Annotated in this window: 19 protein-coding genes; 14 read left to right on the top strand and 5 right to left on the bottom strand. The window is 34.3% G+C overall.

Going from position 1 to position 16,967, the window contains the following annotated elements:
- Positions 1 to 17 precede the first annotated feature (17 nt).
- From H2O64_RS01770 to H2O64_RS01740, 7 genes are all read left to right on the top strand, one after another.
- Positions 18 to 431, top strand: coding sequence for a lysozyme inhibitor LprI family protein (locus tag H2O64_RS01770; protein ID WP_187560416.1), 414 nt, complete (start codon positions 18 to 20; stop codon positions 429 to 431).
- Between the two features lie 194 nt (positions 432 to 625).
- Positions 626 to 1,393, top strand: coding sequence for an XRE family transcriptional regulator (locus H2O64_RS01765; RefSeq protein ID WP_187560415.1), 768 nt, complete (start codon positions 626 to 628; stop codon positions 1,391 to 1,393).
- Positions 1,394 to 1,397: 4 nt separating this feature from the next.
- Positions 1,398 to 2,780, top strand: a complete 1,383-nt coding sequence (locus H2O64_RS01760) for an exonuclease domain-containing protein (protein WP_187560414.1) — start codon at positions 1,398 to 1,400, stop codon at positions 2,778 to 2,780.
- A gap of 96 nt (positions 2,781 to 2,876) precedes the next feature.
- A complete protein-coding gene (locus H2O64_RS01755) occupies positions 2,877 to 3,551 on the top strand; it encodes a hypothetical protein (RefSeq protein WP_187560413.1) in 675 nt (224 codons plus the stop codon).
- A gap of 3 nt (positions 3,552 to 3,554) precedes the next feature.
- Positions 3,555 to 4,127: a hypothetical protein gene (locus H2O64_RS01750; RefSeq protein ID WP_187560412.1), complete on the top strand. Its 573-nt coding sequence runs from the start codon at positions 3,555 to 3,557 to the stop codon at positions 4,125 to 4,127.
- A gap of 14 nt (positions 4,128 to 4,141) precedes the next feature.
- Positions 4,142 to 4,624: a GNAT family N-acetyltransferase gene (locus tag H2O64_RS01745; protein WP_187560411.1), complete on the top strand. Its 483-nt coding sequence runs from the start codon at positions 4,142 to 4,144 to the stop codon at positions 4,622 to 4,624.
- A 20-nt stretch (positions 4,625 to 4,644) separates the two neighbouring features.
- Positions 4,645 to 5,100 carry a GNAT family N-acetyltransferase gene (locus H2O64_RS01740; protein WP_187560410.1) on the top strand — a complete coding sequence of 152 codons (456 nt, stop codon included), beginning with the start codon at positions 4,645 to 4,647 and terminating at the stop codon, positions 5,098 to 5,100.
- Between the two features lie 242 nt (positions 5,101 to 5,342).
- Here H2O64_RS01740 and acs read toward each other — a convergent pair whose 3' ends face one another.
- From acs to H2O64_RS01725, 3 genes are all read right to left on the bottom strand, one after another.
- Entirely contained in the window at positions 5,343 to 7,265 is a 1,923-nt protein-coding gene (gene acs / locus H2O64_RS01735) for an acetate--CoA ligase (protein ID WP_317173814.1), read from the bottom strand.
- A 129-nt stretch (positions 7,266 to 7,394) separates the two neighbouring features.
- Positions 7,395 to 9,170, bottom strand: coding sequence for a sodium:solute symporter family protein (locus H2O64_RS01730; RefSeq protein ID WP_187560408.1), 1,776 nt, complete (start codon positions 9,168 to 9,170; stop codon positions 7,395 to 7,397).
- 34 nt (positions 9,171 to 9,204) lie between these two features.
- On the bottom strand, positions 9,205 to 9,465 hold the full coding sequence (locus tag H2O64_RS01725; RefSeq protein ID WP_187560407.1) for a DUF4212 domain-containing protein: 261 nt from the start codon (positions 9,463 to 9,465) through the stop codon (positions 9,205 to 9,207).
- Between the two features lie 168 nt (positions 9,466 to 9,633).
- Between H2O64_RS01725 and H2O64_RS01720 the strand changes: the two genes are divergently transcribed.
- From H2O64_RS01720 to H2O64_RS01690, 7 genes are all read left to right on the top strand, one after another.
- Positions 9,634 to 10,347, top strand: coding sequence for a DUF6090 family protein (locus H2O64_RS01720; protein WP_187560406.1), 714 nt, complete (start codon positions 9,634 to 9,636; stop codon positions 10,345 to 10,347).
- Entirely contained in the window at positions 10,344 to 10,850 is a 507-nt protein-coding gene (locus H2O64_RS01715) for a MepB family protein (protein ID WP_187560405.1), read from the top strand. Before H2O64_RS01720 ends, H2O64_RS01715 begins: the two co-directional genes overlap by 4 nt.
- Positions 10,851 to 10,931: 81 nt before the next feature.
- Positions 10,932 to 12,017, top strand: coding sequence for a hypothetical protein (locus H2O64_RS01710; protein ID WP_187560404.1), 1,086 nt, complete (start codon positions 10,932 to 10,934; stop codon positions 12,015 to 12,017).
- Between the two features lie 53 nt (positions 12,018 to 12,070).
- Positions 12,071 to 12,631, top strand: coding sequence for a Crp/Fnr family transcriptional regulator (locus H2O64_RS01705; RefSeq protein WP_187560403.1), 561 nt, complete (start codon positions 12,071 to 12,073; stop codon positions 12,629 to 12,631).
- A gap of 72 nt (positions 12,632 to 12,703) precedes the next feature.
- Positions 12,704 to 13,114 carry a hypothetical protein gene (locus tag H2O64_RS01700; protein WP_187560402.1) on the top strand — a complete coding sequence of 137 codons (411 nt, stop codon included), beginning with the start codon at positions 12,704 to 12,706 and terminating at the stop codon, positions 13,112 to 13,114.
- Positions 13,115 to 13,118: 4 nt separating this feature from the next.
- Positions 13,119 to 14,597, top strand: a complete 1,479-nt coding sequence (locus H2O64_RS01695; RefSeq protein WP_187560401.1) for an alpha/beta fold hydrolase — start codon at positions 13,119 to 13,121, stop codon at positions 14,595 to 14,597.
- A gap of 99 nt (positions 14,598 to 14,696) precedes the next feature.
- Complete coding sequence (locus H2O64_RS01690; RefSeq protein WP_187560400.1) at positions 14,697 to 15,221, top strand: glutathione peroxidase; 525 nt, start codon at positions 14,697 to 14,699, stop codon at positions 15,219 to 15,221.
- 83 nt (positions 15,222 to 15,304) lie between these two features.
- Here the strand turns inward: H2O64_RS01690 and H2O64_RS01685 are convergent, their stop codons facing one another.
- Entirely contained in the window at positions 15,305 to 15,964 is a 660-nt protein-coding gene (locus H2O64_RS01685) for a CPBP family intramembrane glutamic endopeptidase (protein WP_187560399.1), read from the bottom strand.
- 124 nt (positions 15,965 to 16,088) lie between these two features.
- Positions 16,089 to 16,925: a LytR/AlgR family response regulator transcription factor gene (locus H2O64_RS01680; protein ID WP_187560398.1), complete on the bottom strand. Its 837-nt coding sequence runs from the start codon at positions 16,923 to 16,925 to the stop codon at positions 16,089 to 16,091.
- Between the last annotated feature and the right edge of the window lie 42 nt (positions 16,926 to 16,967).

The following is a 16,967-nucleotide window of genomic DNA, read 5'->3' as shown; positions in this document are numbered from 1 at the left end:
TAAACACCATTATCATCATGAAAAACCTATTCTTATTACTTTCCCTATTCATCACATCATACAGTTTTAGTCAAGAAGACAGACATTCTATTGATATTGAAAATGGAAAATGTCTTGAAAATGCAGTACCAACAACCATCGGAAGTATCAAATGTGAACAAGCGGCATTAGCTTCCTGGAAAACCGAATTGGACACAATTTTAAAACAATTAAAAGCAGATCCAACACTTATAAATATAAAATTATTAGAAGAAACACAGGCGAAATGGTTGGCGTTTCACAAATCAGATGTCAAATTTTACGAATCGTACTATCGAATTCAATATCAAGGAGGAACCATGGCAAGAGCAGCAGCCGTAAGCTATGAAAAAAGACACTTGCGCGAACGTGTGTTGTATTTGTTGGAGTTTTATGAAGAACTTCGCGAGTAAAGCAAAACCAGTAACTGTCACATCGAGCATTATTGAAATCAAAATATATTTTGATTTCAACTACGTAGCAAAGCTATCGAGATGCAACAACTAGCAACAAAAAACCACCATTTCCCATAGTTTCCACAAACAACTACCATTTGTAGCAGCATTTGCCTATATTTGTAGTAATACTGATTTTAACATTCTGTATTATGAAAAATATTCAAGGAAACATAAAACATTTACGAACCCTCAAAGGCTTTTCGCAAGAACGCTTTGCCGAAGCACTCGGTTGGACGCGCTCTATGGTGGGTTCGTACGAAGAAGGTCGTTCCGAACCGCCAATTGATCGCTTAATTGACTTATCGGACTATTTCAAATTGCCCATTGATATTTTGGTCAAAAACGATTTATCGCAAGCAAAAGACACTTCGTTCATGCAACTAGGAAATCAACGCTTGTTATTTCCGATTACAGTCGATGAAAATGATGAAGAACTCATCGAAATTATTCCAACAACAGCTTCCGCTGGCTATTTAGCAGGGTATGCCGATCCAGAATACATTGAACAATTACAAAAAATAAAATTGCCGTTTTTACCAACTGGAACACATCGCGCATTTCCGATCAAAGGAGATTCCATGTTGCCTGTAAAAGACGGTGCATACATTGTGGCAAAATATGTAGATGATCTTTCAGAGATAAAAGATGGACGCACCTATATTGTATTGACAAAAAACGACGGATTGGTCTACAAACGTGTACACAAACACTTCACAGGACAAGCATTGATATTGAGCAGTGACAACAAAGCATACAAATCCTATCATGTTCCAATGGAAGATGTATTGGAAGTTTGGGAATTTACCTGTTGCATCAATACGCAAGAATACGACGAAAAAGAACTCAAATTGAGCAGTATTATGGCAATGTTTAGAGAATTGCAAGTTGAACTAGAAGCTGTCAAAAAAATGTCCTAAATATATGTCTAAAAACCAACTATACACCATCATTGATGTTGAAACTACGGGACGTAGCAATCAGATTACGGAAATTTCTATTTTTAAGTTTGATGGGACAAAAATTGTTGATGAATTCACATCACTTGTAAATCCGAATACCTTAATTCCAGTACACATTACCACGCTTACCGGAATTGACAATGCGCTCGTTGCCAATGCGCCAAGCTTTGCAGAAGTTGCTGAAGATATATTAAACATTACCAAAGACACGATTTTTGTCGCGCACAATGTCAACTTTGATTACAACGTCATTCGCAACGAATTCAAAGCAATTCATGTTGATTTTAATCGAAAAAAATTGTGTACAGTTCGGTTGTCGCGCACACTCATTCCTGGGTATAAATCTTATAGTTTAGGAAAGTTGTGCAAATCGCTTGAAATTCCGCTTTCAGACAGACACAGAGCGAGAGGCGACGCAGCAGCGACCGTAATCTTATTTGAACTATTATTAGCGCAAGAAACCGCTGAGGAAACTTTTGAAAAATTTCTAAAACGTGAATCGAAGGAATCGACGCTTCCGCCCAATTTGCCAAGTCACACCTTTAATGGATTGCCTAAAAAAGCGGGTATTTATTATTTTAAAGACAAAAAAGGCAAGATTATTTATGTTGGAAAAGCCAAAGACATTCAAAAACGGGTGTTGGGTCATTTTTACAATAAGTCAAAAAAGGAACTCGATTTATGCAGAGAAACCGCCGATATTGATTTTGAACTTTCGGGAAGTGAATTGGTGGCGTTGTTAATGGAAGATGCTGCCATCAAACATCATTATCCGAGATATAATAGCGCTTCCAAACGTGCGGCAAAGAGTTATGCAATTTTTGAATATTCCGATCGTCGTGGTGTGAAACATTTAGCATTTAATGATGCAAAAATGATTGCGAATCCGATGATTACTTTTTACAACATTCGCGATTGCAGAACGTATTTGGAACGTTTATGTATGCAATTTGAGTTATGTCCAAAGTATTGTCATTTACAAGAAGGCGTTCAAGTCTGTTCTCACTTTTTAATCCAATCGTGCAAAGGAATTTGCAAACAAGAAGAAGCCATCGAAATCTATAACGAACGTGTTGATGTTGCAGTTGCGCATTCGCGAGAAGCTTCTCAGAATGTTGTTATCAAACGAAAAGGACGAACCGATAACGAAGAAGCCTTTATCATGGTGAAAAACGGTTTGTACTTAGGCTACGGATTCATTGATTTTGATGTACAAATAAGTCACACAGACGAATTGGAATCACATATCATAAAGCAAAAAGATAATGTAGATGTGCAACGAATTTTGCGGAAGGTGTTGTTGGATACGAAAGTGCAATCGGATTTGGTTTTTGCGGTTGGATGATGAAAATGCTTATATTTAGCGAGAGAAAAAAACCGCTCATATAAATAAACAGGAATTCTTACTACACGTACGTAAAATACTAAAAAAGAATAAAATATGAAATTCTTACTCTCAATATTAATCCCAATAATTATAGGTCTTGGGCTCATTGGATTATCTGTTTGGCTTTTTTTCTTGGCAAAAGAGGACAATACGTACCTTCTACTATTTGGATTAGCAACTGCTGTTTTGATTCCAATTGGAATTACTTTGACTACTTATGGATTCAATTTCAAGAATAGAGAAACGACAAATAAATTAAGTCAACTAACTAAAATTACCGAAATTGACACGCTTTTAAATAAAGCAAAGTCTAAAGAAGATCAGTTAGAACTTTTAAAAACAGAATACCAAAATTTAGAAAATAACCTTAGATTTAATAGTGAAAAAATAGCCCTTCAAATTAGGAAGGAACAATTACACAAACAAGCCAAAGAAATATTAAAAGAATTAGGTTCAATTGACAAAGAAATTGGAATAATTAATTCAAAATTTGATGACTCTAATCTTCCAAATGAAGTTCAACTTTTAAGAGAAAGAGTTTTCAAAAAAGAGGTAGCTATAATTAGAATTGGTAAAAAAGAAATTATTTACAAAAGAAATTTTGCTGCACCAATTGGCCCATTTCCTATTGATGAAGTAATTTTTGAACTAGTAAAAAAAATAGAGAGAATTCAAAAGAAACAGCTAAGAAATAAAGTAGATAAAATTGAAGAAAAGAAACAAAGATAACTAATGAATATTATTGAAAAAGAAGCAATTGAATTTCATAGGAGAATTTATCAAATAAGCGCAGGAACACTAGAATCTCTGAAATCTGTTTTAACCTCGAAGCTTTACGATTTTAATAGAGATAGAGACAAACTAGATTTTTTAAAAACTCTTCGAAAAAAGACAGTAGAAGATAAAGAGAAACATGCTAAAACTTGTACTGGTTGTGGGTATGATGAAGAAAGAGAAATTGGTCTTTTTGCAATAGACCAAGAGATCGATGACATAAACAGATTTTACTCTCATGAACCACAATCATATGATAAATTCAATGTTGAACAGGAATCAGAATTACATAACAAACTAAACGATATTCTTGAAAAACTGAAAAAACAAGGTCATGGACAACAGATCATCTTTGAAGAAATAGAAGATTTAAAAAATCATTTTAATCTTGGAAAGAAAAATTGGTTTCAACTTTTAAAAGGAAAAGTTGTAGACTTAACTTTAAAGAAGATATTAAAAGAAACAATTGTCAAAGAGATATATAATCAATTAAGCGAAGGGTTTGAGCAAGTTGTGAAAATGATTGAATAAAACAAACCATTCTCATGAACAGAACAATTGAAATAGAGTTAAGACGTACCAATCTAAATGACTTGGAAACCCTTTTCGTTTTTCAACTTGATGAAGAGGCAAATCGTTTGGCAGCATTTACTTCGAAAAACCCATCTGATAAAAATGCTTACATCGAAAAATGGACACGATTACTATCTGATGAAAAAGTTAATAGTAGAACGATCCTTTTAAAAAAAGAGATCGTCGGTAGTATTGCAAAATATGAGATGGAAGGCGATGCGGAAATCACTTATTGGATTGGAAAAGAGTTTTGGGGAAAAGGAATTGCAACAAGTGCTCTTAAAAAATTTCTTGAAATTGAAAAAACTAGACCCATTTTTGGTCGAATTGCTTTCGATAACTTCGGTTCAAAAAAAGTACTAGAAAATTGTCGATTTTCTAAAATTGGAATTGAAAAAGGATTCGCTAATGCTCGTGAGAAAGAAATTGAAGAGTTTATTTATGAATTAAAATAAACAAATGACTACATATAAAAATGATCAAAAAGCTTCAACATACCAATATAAAAGTAGCTACAGAAATACGTTCCGTTTTTCAAGTTTCATACACGGTTGAAGCCAAATTATTAAATGCAATAGATTTTCCTCCTTTAAAAAGACCGCTGGAAAGTTATATAAACAGTGACACCGTATTTTTTGGTTACTTCAAAAACAAAGAACTCGCTGGAATTGTTGAAATTGATCATACTACAAATTTCACACATATAAATAGTTTGGTAGTCGCTCCAAAGTTTTTCAGACAAGGTGTTGCGAAAAGCTTGCTAGAATTCGTTTTCAATACATTTAATTCAAATCTCTTTGTAGTTGAAACTGGCGTAGATAATGGACCCGCAACTAAATTATATCTAAAATTTGGTTTCAAAGAAGTCAAACAATGGGACACAGATCATGGAGTTCGAAAAATACGTTTTGAACGAAAAATCAATAACTAAGTATCCTAAAACCAAAAAAAACTCCTCAAAATCACTTTCAAGGAGTTTTTATATTTTAATTCATTAGTATTCGATAAAACATTCACACTCTTTTATTGATCTCCATTAGTAAGGAAACTATTTTAGTAAAAAAATATGTAATTATAATTCTTAATTTTCAGTTAGTTACTATTTAGTCTTTATTCTAGTATCTAATAGCGACTTGTGTTGAGTGAAATCGAAGTAAGCGGTCTCTTATCGTTCTACAAAACATTATCCTTTATATCCTGAACAACTTCCGGATTCAACAACGTACTGATGTCTCCTAAATTATCTCCATCTTTTCCTGCAATCTTTCGAAGAATTCGTCGCATGATTTTCCCAGAACGTGTTTTTGGCAAACCATTGGTGAATTGAACCTTGTCTAGTTTGGCAATCGGTCCAATCTGTTCCGTGATAATCTGATTGATTTCTTTGCGTAAGTTATCATGATTTCTGCTTTCGCCTGTTTCTTTCAAAGTTACATAACCGTACAATGCATTTCCTTTAATATCGTGCGGAAAACCTACAATTGCCGATTCCGCAACTGCTGGATGTTCATTGATTGCATCTTCAATGGGTGCCGTTCCTAAGTTGTGACCCGAAACAATAATGACATCATCTACTCTACCTGTAATTCGGTAATACCCAACTTCATCGCGCAAAGCGCCATCGCCTGTAAAGTATTTGTTTTCATAGGCTGAAAAATACGTGTCTTTATAGCGTTGATGATCTCCCCAAATGGTTCGTGCAATACTTGGCCACGGAAATTTAATACACAGTTTTCCTTCTACTTGATTTCCGTTTAATTCAACGCCGTTTTCATCCATCAAACATGGTTGAATTCCGATAAAAGGCAGCGTTGCGTAGGTTGGTTTTGTAGGTGTTACATACGGAATTGGCGTCAACATAATTCCGCCATTTTCAGTTTGAAAATACGTATCTACAATTGGTGCTTTTCGTTTTCCAACATTATCATCATACCAATGCCAAGCTTCTTCATTAATCGGTTCGCCAACGGTTCCCAATACTTTTAATGTGGATAAATCGTGTTTTGCTACATGTTCCACACCTTCTTTTGCTAGTGCGCGAATGGCAGTTGGTGCAGTATAAAATTGACTTACTTTGTGTTTGTCTACAATGTCCCAAAAGCGTCCAAAATCAGGATAACTCGGAACACCTTCAAACATGATGGAAGTCGCACCATTACATAACGGACCGTACACAATATAACTGTGTCCCGTAATCCAACCAATATCGGCACTACACCAATACACATCTTTTTCGCGGTATTGGAATACATTTTTAAACGTATACGCCGTGTACACCATATAACCTGCCGTGGTGTGCAACATTCCTTTGGGTTTTCCCGTAGATCCTGACGTATATAGAATAAATAACGAATCTTCCGCGTCCATAATTTCGGGTTCACAATCAGTGTTCGCATTGTCTAGTAATGGTTGTACCCACTCATCACGGTCTTCTTTCATGCGAATTTCTGAGTTGATTCTTTTTACAACCAACACAGATTCCACACATTCACATTTCTCTAAAGCATCGTCCACAATTCCTTGTAAATCGATTGTTTTTGCACCGCGATAGGATCCATCACTTGTAATCACCATTTTGCACGTTGCATCATTGATCCGAGAAGCTAACGCCGTAGAAGAAAATCCTGCAAACACTATAGAATGAATTGCTCCTATTCTAGCGCATGCCAACATTGAAATTGCCAATTCGGGAATCATCGGTAAATAAATACAGACACGATCGCCTTTTTGAATGCCTTTTGCTTTTAATACATTGGCAAATCGGCATACTTTTTCGTGTAATTCTCTATATGAAATATGTTGTGCTTCTTCCTCTGGATTGTTCGGTTCAAAAATGATTGCGGTTTTATCGCCACGCGTATATAAATGACGATCAATACAGTTCTCGGTAATGTTCAGTTTTGCACCTTCAAACCATTTGACTTCAGGTTTTGTAAAATCCCAACTTAACACTTTGTCCCATTTTTTTCGCCACATAAAATGTTCTTCGGCGATTTCTTCCCAGAATACTTCAGGATTTCGAACTGATTTTCGATATACTTGATAGTATTCTTCTAGGTGTTTTATATGATAGTTACTCATGATTTGTTTCTTTATGTTCTGTGAATAATCTCAATTTCATCAGAAATTTCTACAACTATATTTTCCGTATTGAATACTAAATTACCCAATAGATTGTACTATTTTTTATTGTGTTTGATCTTTCTTCTTAAAAGTAATAAAAATTTAATGACTAGAAGCTTCTCCTGCTCCAGAAGGTATTCTGATGTTTTCTACGAGTTCTTGTACATCTTTTGGTGGCGCTGGCGTTAATCGTGAAACAACTACCGAAATAACCACATTTACAATCATTGCAATGGTTCCGAAACCTTCTGGTGATGTTCCAAACCACCATTCGCTTGCGGGTCTTGGGTCAAATGTCATCCATAAACCCGTTTTATATCTGATCATGTAAAATAACATCAAGCTAATTCCAACAACCATTCCTGCAATGGCGCCTTCTTTGTTCATTCGTTTGTCAAAGATTCCCAAAATAATTGCTGGGAAAAATGATGCTGCCGCCAAACCAAATGCCAAGGCGACCACGGCGGCGACAAATCCTGGTGGATAGATTCCGAATAATCCCGCGATGATAATTGCAACTAGAATTGCTATTCGCGCTGCTAATAGTTCTCCTTTTTCTGAGATGTTTGGTTTTAGTTGCTTTTTGATTAAATCGTGAGAGATTGATGTTGAAATCACCAATAGTAAACCTGCTGCTGTTGATAATGCTGCGGCCAATCCGCCAGCGGCAACCAACGCAATAACCCAGTTTGGTAAGTTGGCAATTTCCGGATTTGCCAACACCATAATGTCTCTATCTACATATAATTCGTTTTCTGCCGTACTTGCATTGGAGATTAAACGTTCTCCGTTTGTTCCTCTAGCTTCTGTATATTCAGGTTTTTTTCCGCTTAAAGCATTTCCTGCTACATATTGAATTTTTCCGTCTCCGTTTTTATCTGACCACGCAATTAATCCTGTGTTTTCCCAGTTTTTGAACCATGCAGGAATTTCTTTGTATTCTTGCTCGCTAACTGTTTCTATTAAGTTTGTTCTTGAAAATACCGCAATTGCTGGCGCTGTTGTGTATAATATTGCGATGAATAGCAAAGCCAATCCCGCAGATTTACGCGCATCTTTTACTTTAGGAACCGTGAAGAAACGCACAATTACATGTGGCAATCCTGCTGTTCCAACCATTAATGCTAAGGTGATTGCAAATACATCCCAGGTTGATTTGGTTCCGCTGGTATATTCGTTGAAACCGAGTTGTGTGTGAAGCGTATCGAGTTTATCAAGCAGAAAAGCGCCGCCTTCTACCTTTCCTCCCATTCCTATTTGCGGAATGATGTTTCCTGTCATTTGCATGGAGATAAAGAATGCTGGCACCATAAATGCGAAGATTAACACACAGTATTGCGCCACTTGCGTATATGTGATTCCTTTCATTCCGCCTAAAAAGGCAAAGATTAAAACGACCGTCATCCCGATGATCACTCCAATATTAATATCTACTTGCAAGAATTGAGAAAATACAATTCCGACACCGCGCATTTGCCCGGCAACATAGGTAAATGATACAATCAACGCACAGATAACCGCAACCGTTCTTGCGGTGTTTGAGTAATAGCGATCGCCAATAAAATCGGGCACCGTAAATTTTCCGAATTTTCGTAAGTATGGCGCTAATAGTAACGCGAGTAATACATAGCCGCCTGTCCAACCCATTAAGAATACAGAACCATCATATCCCATAAAAGAGATCAATCCTGCCATGCTTATAAACGATGCGGCACTCATCCAATCGGCAGCTGTTGCCATACCATTTGCCAAAGGAGAAACGTCTCCGCCAGCTACGTAAAATTCTTTTGTGGAACCTGCACGCGCCCAAATTGCAATTCCAAAGTATAAGGCAAAAGTTATTCCTACTAAGATCCAAGTCCACGTTTGTACACTCATGCTATGCTGTTTTAAAAAGTTTAGTTAGAATTGATTATTCGTCGAAACCGTATTTTTTATCTAGTTTATTCATCAATCGGACGTAGACAAAGATTAGAATTACGAATACATATATGGAACCTTGTTGCGCAAACCAAAAGCCTAGTTTGAAGCCTCCAAGCCTGAATTGATTGAGTTCTTCTCTGAATAGAATCCCGCAACCATACGAAACCACAAACCATATTGATAGCAGAATGGCTAAGTATTTTATGTTTTGTTTCCAGTATGCGGAAGCGTGTTTTTGTTTATCGCTCATCGTTTGGTGTGTTCGTTTTGAATTGTGTCTACTAAGATACTTCTAAATTGAAAAATAAAAAGTTTTTAAGAATGATTCTCAAAGCAACCAGAAAATACTGTGTATGGTTTTGATTTTAGTTGAGAATCGAGTAGTTTCGATTTTAAGTAAACGAACCAAACCCCTATTATGATCTCAACTAGTAAAATTCGTACTTATTTAAATTCCGCTTTAGGCGAAATTTTAAAAGTTGTTATTGGAATTTTGATTGCACTTCAGGTAAATACTTGGGTTGAACAAGCAAAAGAAAACACGGAGGAACTAAGAATTCTCCAGAATCTAAAACAAGATTTACTGAGTGATATTTCTCAATTGGAACGCGATGTCGAAAGTGGTCAAAATAGACAACATAAAATTGATTCTATTTTTGATATCTTATACAAACCTAAAGATTATAATACTACTAAGTTTTTACGCTTAAATTTTGCGTTGGCTGATGAAAATCATTTCGATTTAAACAGCGGTACTTTTGATGAAAGTATGGCTTCAGGTACTATAAAAACGATACGAAATAATTCTATCCGTCAACAAATATTCAATTATTATAGAATTACAAAGAAAAATTATACGGATAACAACACGGTGAAACAGATTTACGAAACTATTTTTCCGCAGTTTTTTAAAACACTTGTTCCTTCTCAGGAATTTATTGGTGGTTTTTTGAATAAGTCAACTCATTTACCAAATTTAGACATAGAAACATTAGCTTTAGATAAAGAATATATAGGAGTACTGACGCTTAAACATAGAACTGAGTATCATCAAATTTTGAGCTGGAAAGAGTATGTAAAATTAGCACGATCACTTCTGGACGATCTAGAAAAAGAACTCGAAGATAAATGAACGCTATCCTGAAAAGAATTCAAACAGAAATTTACGAACGTTGTGGATTAAAAATTTCTAACTTTACCCAAGAAGCCGAAAGTGCAGCGTATGATGCATGTCAATTTGACTTAACAGGATTGCATATTGTGTGTAGAAACGCCAAAATAACGCCAAAGAAAGTTGGACAGTTTGTAACTTTTTGGAAAAGAAACAACAATCAACCTATTGCACCATTTCATGAATCTGATCGATTTGATTTTTTTGTGGTAAACGTTCACACGGAACACAAGTTTGGGCAATTTGTCTTCCCGAAATCTATATTGATTACAAAGGGAATTATTTCAACACCTACAAAAGAAGGAAAAAGAGCGTTTCGTGTCTATCCAAATTGGGACATTACCAATAGTAAACAAGCAGCACGAACTCAGAAATGGCAATTAAATTATTTTTACGAACTTAACGCAACGACTGATTTGAATAAGGTACTTGAATTGTATAAAGAAAGTACGATAAGGAATTGAACCTGCACAGTTTCCTTTTCAGTTTGTATTTATTAAATTAGCAGCTTCATTCATATATATATACTTCACTAATAGGCTCAAATGACAGAAGAACTTAAACAATTTGAAAAGACAATTAAGAAAAAACACCGTTTTAATTGGACGCCTAAATTTGAAAATGAAATAAGAACTGACTTGAATAAAACCGTCGTAATTCCTATTGTAATTAAAACATTTAAAAAATTAGGTTGGGACATTGTATATCAAGATGAAACTAATGCTGAAGCAAAACGCAAAGGCAATTGGGATAAATGGACAGAAAAAATTTCAGTTACTTTTCATCATGGGAAATTAATGGTAAAAAGTACTTCACTCGGTAATGAATTATGGGATCTTGGGCGAAATTCTATACGAGTACAACTATTTATTCACGCATTTAAATTAACAGAAAAAGAATTTGACAAAGAAGCCATTATTGAATTAGAACAAGAAGTTGAAAAAGCGAACAATTTGGACGATTATGAGATGCCCGAAAGTTTACCACAACCCAAAGTCCGTAAAGAACCTCAATTTTGGATTCCTATTGTTGGCGGAATTATCACAGCACTTCTTTTGGGTTTTGTTATTGCTTTTCTCTCCGTAAAAGGGATTTATATTATTGGACTCTTTGAACTAGGAGTTGCGATTTTTATCGGTTTTGTTCTGACACAATTGATTAAATTAAGTAATTATACAAATTATGATAAGTTACATTATCTATTTATTGGAATCATCATTGTTACGTATGTTTCAAATCAATATTTTCAATATCAAATTATACTAAATGAAAACAGTTTATACAACTTTGGTTTTTGGGAATTTATGAGTGCACGAATTGAAGCAGGATTAACGATCAAAGACTTAAATACTGGTTGGATAGGATTGATTATCAGTTGGGCTTTTCAATTAGGCATTACCTATTTCATTGGTGCTTTTAGACTTTTGACAAGCTTAACAATGTATCAATTAGAAAGAATTCCACCTGAAGTTATTGATTTTGCTTATTATCATCTTATAAAAGAAAAATCAATAATTCAAGTAAGAGGTGAACTTTCACAAATGGGTTGGAAAGATACACAAGACCAAAATGAAATTTTTGAAGCAATAGGAGCCGTTCAGGATATAAAAGAATATAGACGAATGGAATAATTGATTTCAGGTAATTCATTTTCAGATAACTAAAAACAAATTACACCGGAAAAATGAAAGAGATTTTACAATCATATATTACGCTATCAGACGAATTGTATCAGCTCTTTCTCAATTCTGCAAAGAAAAAAGAAGCTGAAAAGAATCAATTATTATTTTATCCGCAAAACGTTACTAGAAAGTGTTTATTCATAGAAAGCGGATTACTCCGTGGATATAAATTGATAGACGGAAAAGAGTATACGCATCATTTTTTCACTGCGGAATGGTTTGCCACAGATTTTGAAAGTTTTCTGACCAATCAACCAAGTACGATTTTTATTGAAACGTTGACAAAAGTGACCTATTACGAGTTTGAAAAAGAAACTTTACTAAAACTGTATGCAGCGCATCATCCATTCGAAAAATTGGGAAGAATTATTGCTGAAAAAGCATATTTATCAACGGTTGAAAAGTTAACAAGTATACAAACACTCGACTTGCAAGAACGCTATAAAAGTTTGGTACAGAAAAACCCCGATTTGTTTCAAAAAGTACCGCAAAAGTATATTGCGTCTTATTTAGGCGTTTCAGAACAAAGTTTAAGCAGAATAAAAAATAAATTGATTTCTTAACAAATGTGAATGTAAGCTTCCTAGAAAGAAATGTTCTTTGTGTTTATTAATTTATACCAAATAAACTAGAAGATGAAAATTTTATTTTTTGCAAGTACACTAGCATTATGCATACTGCTAAATTTTACACAAACTGACGAAAACTTATTAAACGAATCTACCGTAGACATTTCACTGTTAAAAGGTACATGGAAAATCGATTTGAGTCCAGAAGACACTACAGATGCTAATTTTGCAAAAATGGTGATCACAGAAGTAGGTAAAAATTCTCTGAATGGTTATTTTTACAGAGATGGTGTAAAAATTCGGGAAGGTCGCATCAATACACAACGCGGAATTATTTATGCGGCGTTAGTTTCTGGTGATAATTCGGGCACGTATCATACTTCTTTTTTTTATAAAGAAGGTTTACTGTATGGTTCAACACATTCCATAGATAAAGATTTTTTGGCTGTATGGATTGGAACAAAAGAAATAGAATAATATCATGAAATTACTCAAAATTATAAGTCTGTTTTTTCTAGTGACTTCGTGTACGATCACACAAAAGGAGAACGCGAGTTTTACACCTATTTTTCAAGAATCAACTGAGGCTACACATAAAATTCCTGATGGACAAATCTATACCTTTGGATATCTGGAAGTGTTAGAGAATAGAAATAGTACTACTGGAAAAACCATCAAAATTCCTGCCTACATTTTTAAAAGCAGAAGCGAAAACCCTAAAAAAGATCCTATCATTTATACTGTTGGCGGACCTGGCGCCACCACCATGCCATCGGCTCAGTATATGAATTATTACAAATACCTTAATGATCGAGATTTTATCTTGGTGGAACAACGCGGAAATTATTATGCGCAACCACATTTGGACTGTCCTGAATGGGCAAAAGCGATTTACACGTCGAATCTTCCAAACTTTGATACAAGTCAAAGTGATGCACTTTTCGCGAAAGCTGCAACAACTTGTCGTGATCGATTGCTTGAAAAAGGAATAGATCTTAACAGTTATACTACCAACGAAATTGCCGCAGATATTAATGACCTTGTGAGTGCATTAGACATCAAGGAATACAATCTGCTTACGATTTCGTATAGCACTAAAATTGCACAAGTATTGATGCGTGATTATCCAGAACGCATCAGAAGTGTTGTGATGGATTCTCCGCTTCCGCTAGAAGTTAATTACGATGAAGAAAGTGTTGGAAATCTGTTAGTAATTGTTGAAAAATTACTTTCCGATTGCGCGTCCGATGCTAAATGCAACAATGCTTTTCCAAACATAAAGCAACGTTTTTTTGAGTATTTACAAGAGAAAACCCAAAATCCTTTAGTTATTGAAGTTGAAAATCCAAACAATGGGAATTTGGAAACTTTTCATCTAAAAGGAAAAGATTTGATTACCGTTTTTACTGCCACAAATACGATTGCGAATGTTCCTTTTGAAATAGATAAATTGTTGAATAACGATTTGAGTTCACTTAAAAAACGACTTTCCAATTTATTTAAAAAACCGAAAGATGGAGCCGGACTTGGCATGCGTCTTTCTGTTTGGTGTGCTGAAGAATATCCTTTTAATTCTCAAGAAATAATTCAAGCTGAAACTAACAAATATCCTGAAACGAAAGGATTATCGCCTGCCGTTTTTAAATCGGAAATTTGTAAGATTTGGAGTGTAGAAAAAGTGAAAGCCATAGAAAATCAACCTGTAAAAAGTGAAATTCCAACAATGCTGATCAATGGCGAATATGATACTGAAACGCCTGTAAAATGGGCAGTCGCAATGCGAGAAAATTTAACCAATAGTCATCATTTAGTTTTTAAAGGTTGGACACATATACCAACAACCAATTGGGGAAATCAATGTGCGATGAACGCTGCAAATGATTTTTTCAACAATCCGAATGAGAAGCCACATCCAGCCTGTTTTGATGAAATAGTGCGTCCTGAATTTAAGATTGAATAAACAACGTACATCTTCTAACTGTTTGCTTATTTTTTATTTTGTTTAATTATTCACGTGTAAACATAAACAAAATGATTAATTTTGTTTTAAAATATACTTATGAAAACCGTTGATAAAGCAAAATTAAGTTCCAATGTTTCTAATGAAACAGAAAGACAATCAATCTATGACATCGCTATTAATGATATTAGTGGCAAGCCTATTTCTCTTATAGAATTTAAAGGAAAGAAGCTGCTTTTTGTAAATGTGGCTTCTAAATGCGGATTTACAAAACAGTATACAGCGTTGCAATCGCTAAGTGATACGTATAAAGAAGAACTCGTTGTTATTGGTTCGCCATGTAACCAGTTTGGAAAACAAGAACCTGGAGATGCTTCAGAAATTCAAGAATTTTGTGAAATAAATTTTGGCGTTACTTTTCTACTTACGGAAAAGATAGACGTAAAAGGAAGCCAACAACATCCGTTGTATACATGGTTGACATCTAAAAAACTAAACGGTAAAAAGAGTTCTAGTGTACGATGGAATTTTCAAAAGTATTTAGTGGATGAAAAAGGAGATTATATCAATTACTATTTCTCAATTACGAAACCGATGAGTTCAAGAATAACTAGGCATTTATAGTTTTTAACGTGAGTTCGATATAACTTTTACAAAATAAAAACTTAAGTGATTCTTGAAAATTAAGAATTAAGTACTTGGTATCGTTACACTAAATCAAAGTAAATACAAGTTAAAGCTATGGTGTTAAAAAAACCGTGTATGGCAATAATAAACCACAAATCGTATTTACGCAAGTAGAATATCAGGGCTAAGAGCGCTCCGACAACCCAAGTAACAAGTTGCCCAGTAATTCCTTGTTGACTATGCATAAAGCCAAAAAAGCCAGTAATTAGGACTATGTTAAGCACAATACTGACTTTGCTTTCTCCAAAGAATTTTACAAATTGTCGCATAAAATAACCACGAAAAATTATTTCTTCTCCAAATCCCGCAGTAGCCCACACTAATAATAAAGTAATTAAAAAGGCTGGAAGATTTCCTTTTAATTGATCAAAACTTGAATAATCTATAGGAGTTCCTGTGAGTTTTGTAATCCCAGGAACCAATACAAAGACATAAAAAACAAAGAGTCCTAGTGCAACTAATGGAGCAAGTACGAAAATGTTTTTGAATGTGAATTTTTCACGTTGAAATCCAAGTGCTGAAAATGGTTTTCCTTTATATTCTATATAATTCGCTATAATGATTACTATAGAAATAATGATATTTTCTATGGTTATACGGAATGGTCCAAACCAAAGAAAGCATATGATTGAAATGGTTATTAATGGAATTAATATTTGTCGTAAGGTAATTTTGTTCATTGTTTTTTGATTTTAAATTCTAAACGAAATAATGAACAAAATCTCTGAAATTCCCTTTAAATACTTATGTTTTTACTGAATGGTCGAAAATTATAACTGAATAGTCGGTAGTTTTCGGCATCTTTTATTGAAACCAATTCATAAATGCTTTTCGCTTGTAACGACTTATATTGATTTCAGCAATTGTATCGTTTTTAATAAAAGTTTTTAACCGAATACGCAACTTGCCATTTTCAACCTTTTCAATTAGGTCTACAGTATCTTTGTGAATGATAATTTGCCGATTGGCTCTAAAAAACAATTGGTCGTTTATTTTTTCTTCGAGCTCATTCAATGTAAAATCGGTGTTGATTGTTCTGCCGTCATTTTGAACAGTATACACAATTTTGTTTTCGCTGTAAAAGCACGCAATATTTTCATAGGCAAGCTTCGTCATTTTCGTGCCACTGTCAATAGTAATTTCAGCATCTCTTATAGATAACTTATATAAATTGTGTATGTCTTGAGCATACAATAAACCTATGAGAATAAAACACAATAATAAGGTAATTAGTAAACCAATTAATAGATAATAGAACACTGTCTGTCCACCTACAACTTTATCTGCAATAATATTCACAGGAATATACATGATTGTAATATATCCTAGAGTAGAAACCATAAACCTTAGGATAGTGACAATTTCTACCTTTTTAGAGAAATACTTTTTCTTGTAAAATTTAAAATTAATATCCGCTATGATTCCAACGAGAATAGATAAAACAATAGTAGACAGAAAACCTTCTATGGGGAATCTATACGATTCACCACCTGGAAAACTATCGCGCGTTGCTAAATGATTTACTACTAAAGAGAAAATCGTCAATACAATTGCTTTCTGGAACCAACGCCATCCAACACTACTGATACATGTATACCATACAGTTTTTACTGCATTCTTGGTTGATTGTGTACTATTCATGAATTAGAAGTTCTTTTTTTGTCAGATTCAAAAGTAAAGAAT

The organism is Kordia aestuariivivens (genome assembly GCF_014397005.1).
In the GTDB taxonomy this organism is placed as follows: domain Bacteria; phylum Bacteroidota; class Bacteroidia; order Flavobacteriales; family Flavobacteriaceae; genus Kordia; species Kordia aestuariivivens.
This window is presented reverse-complemented; position numbering and strand designations above follow the sequence as displayed.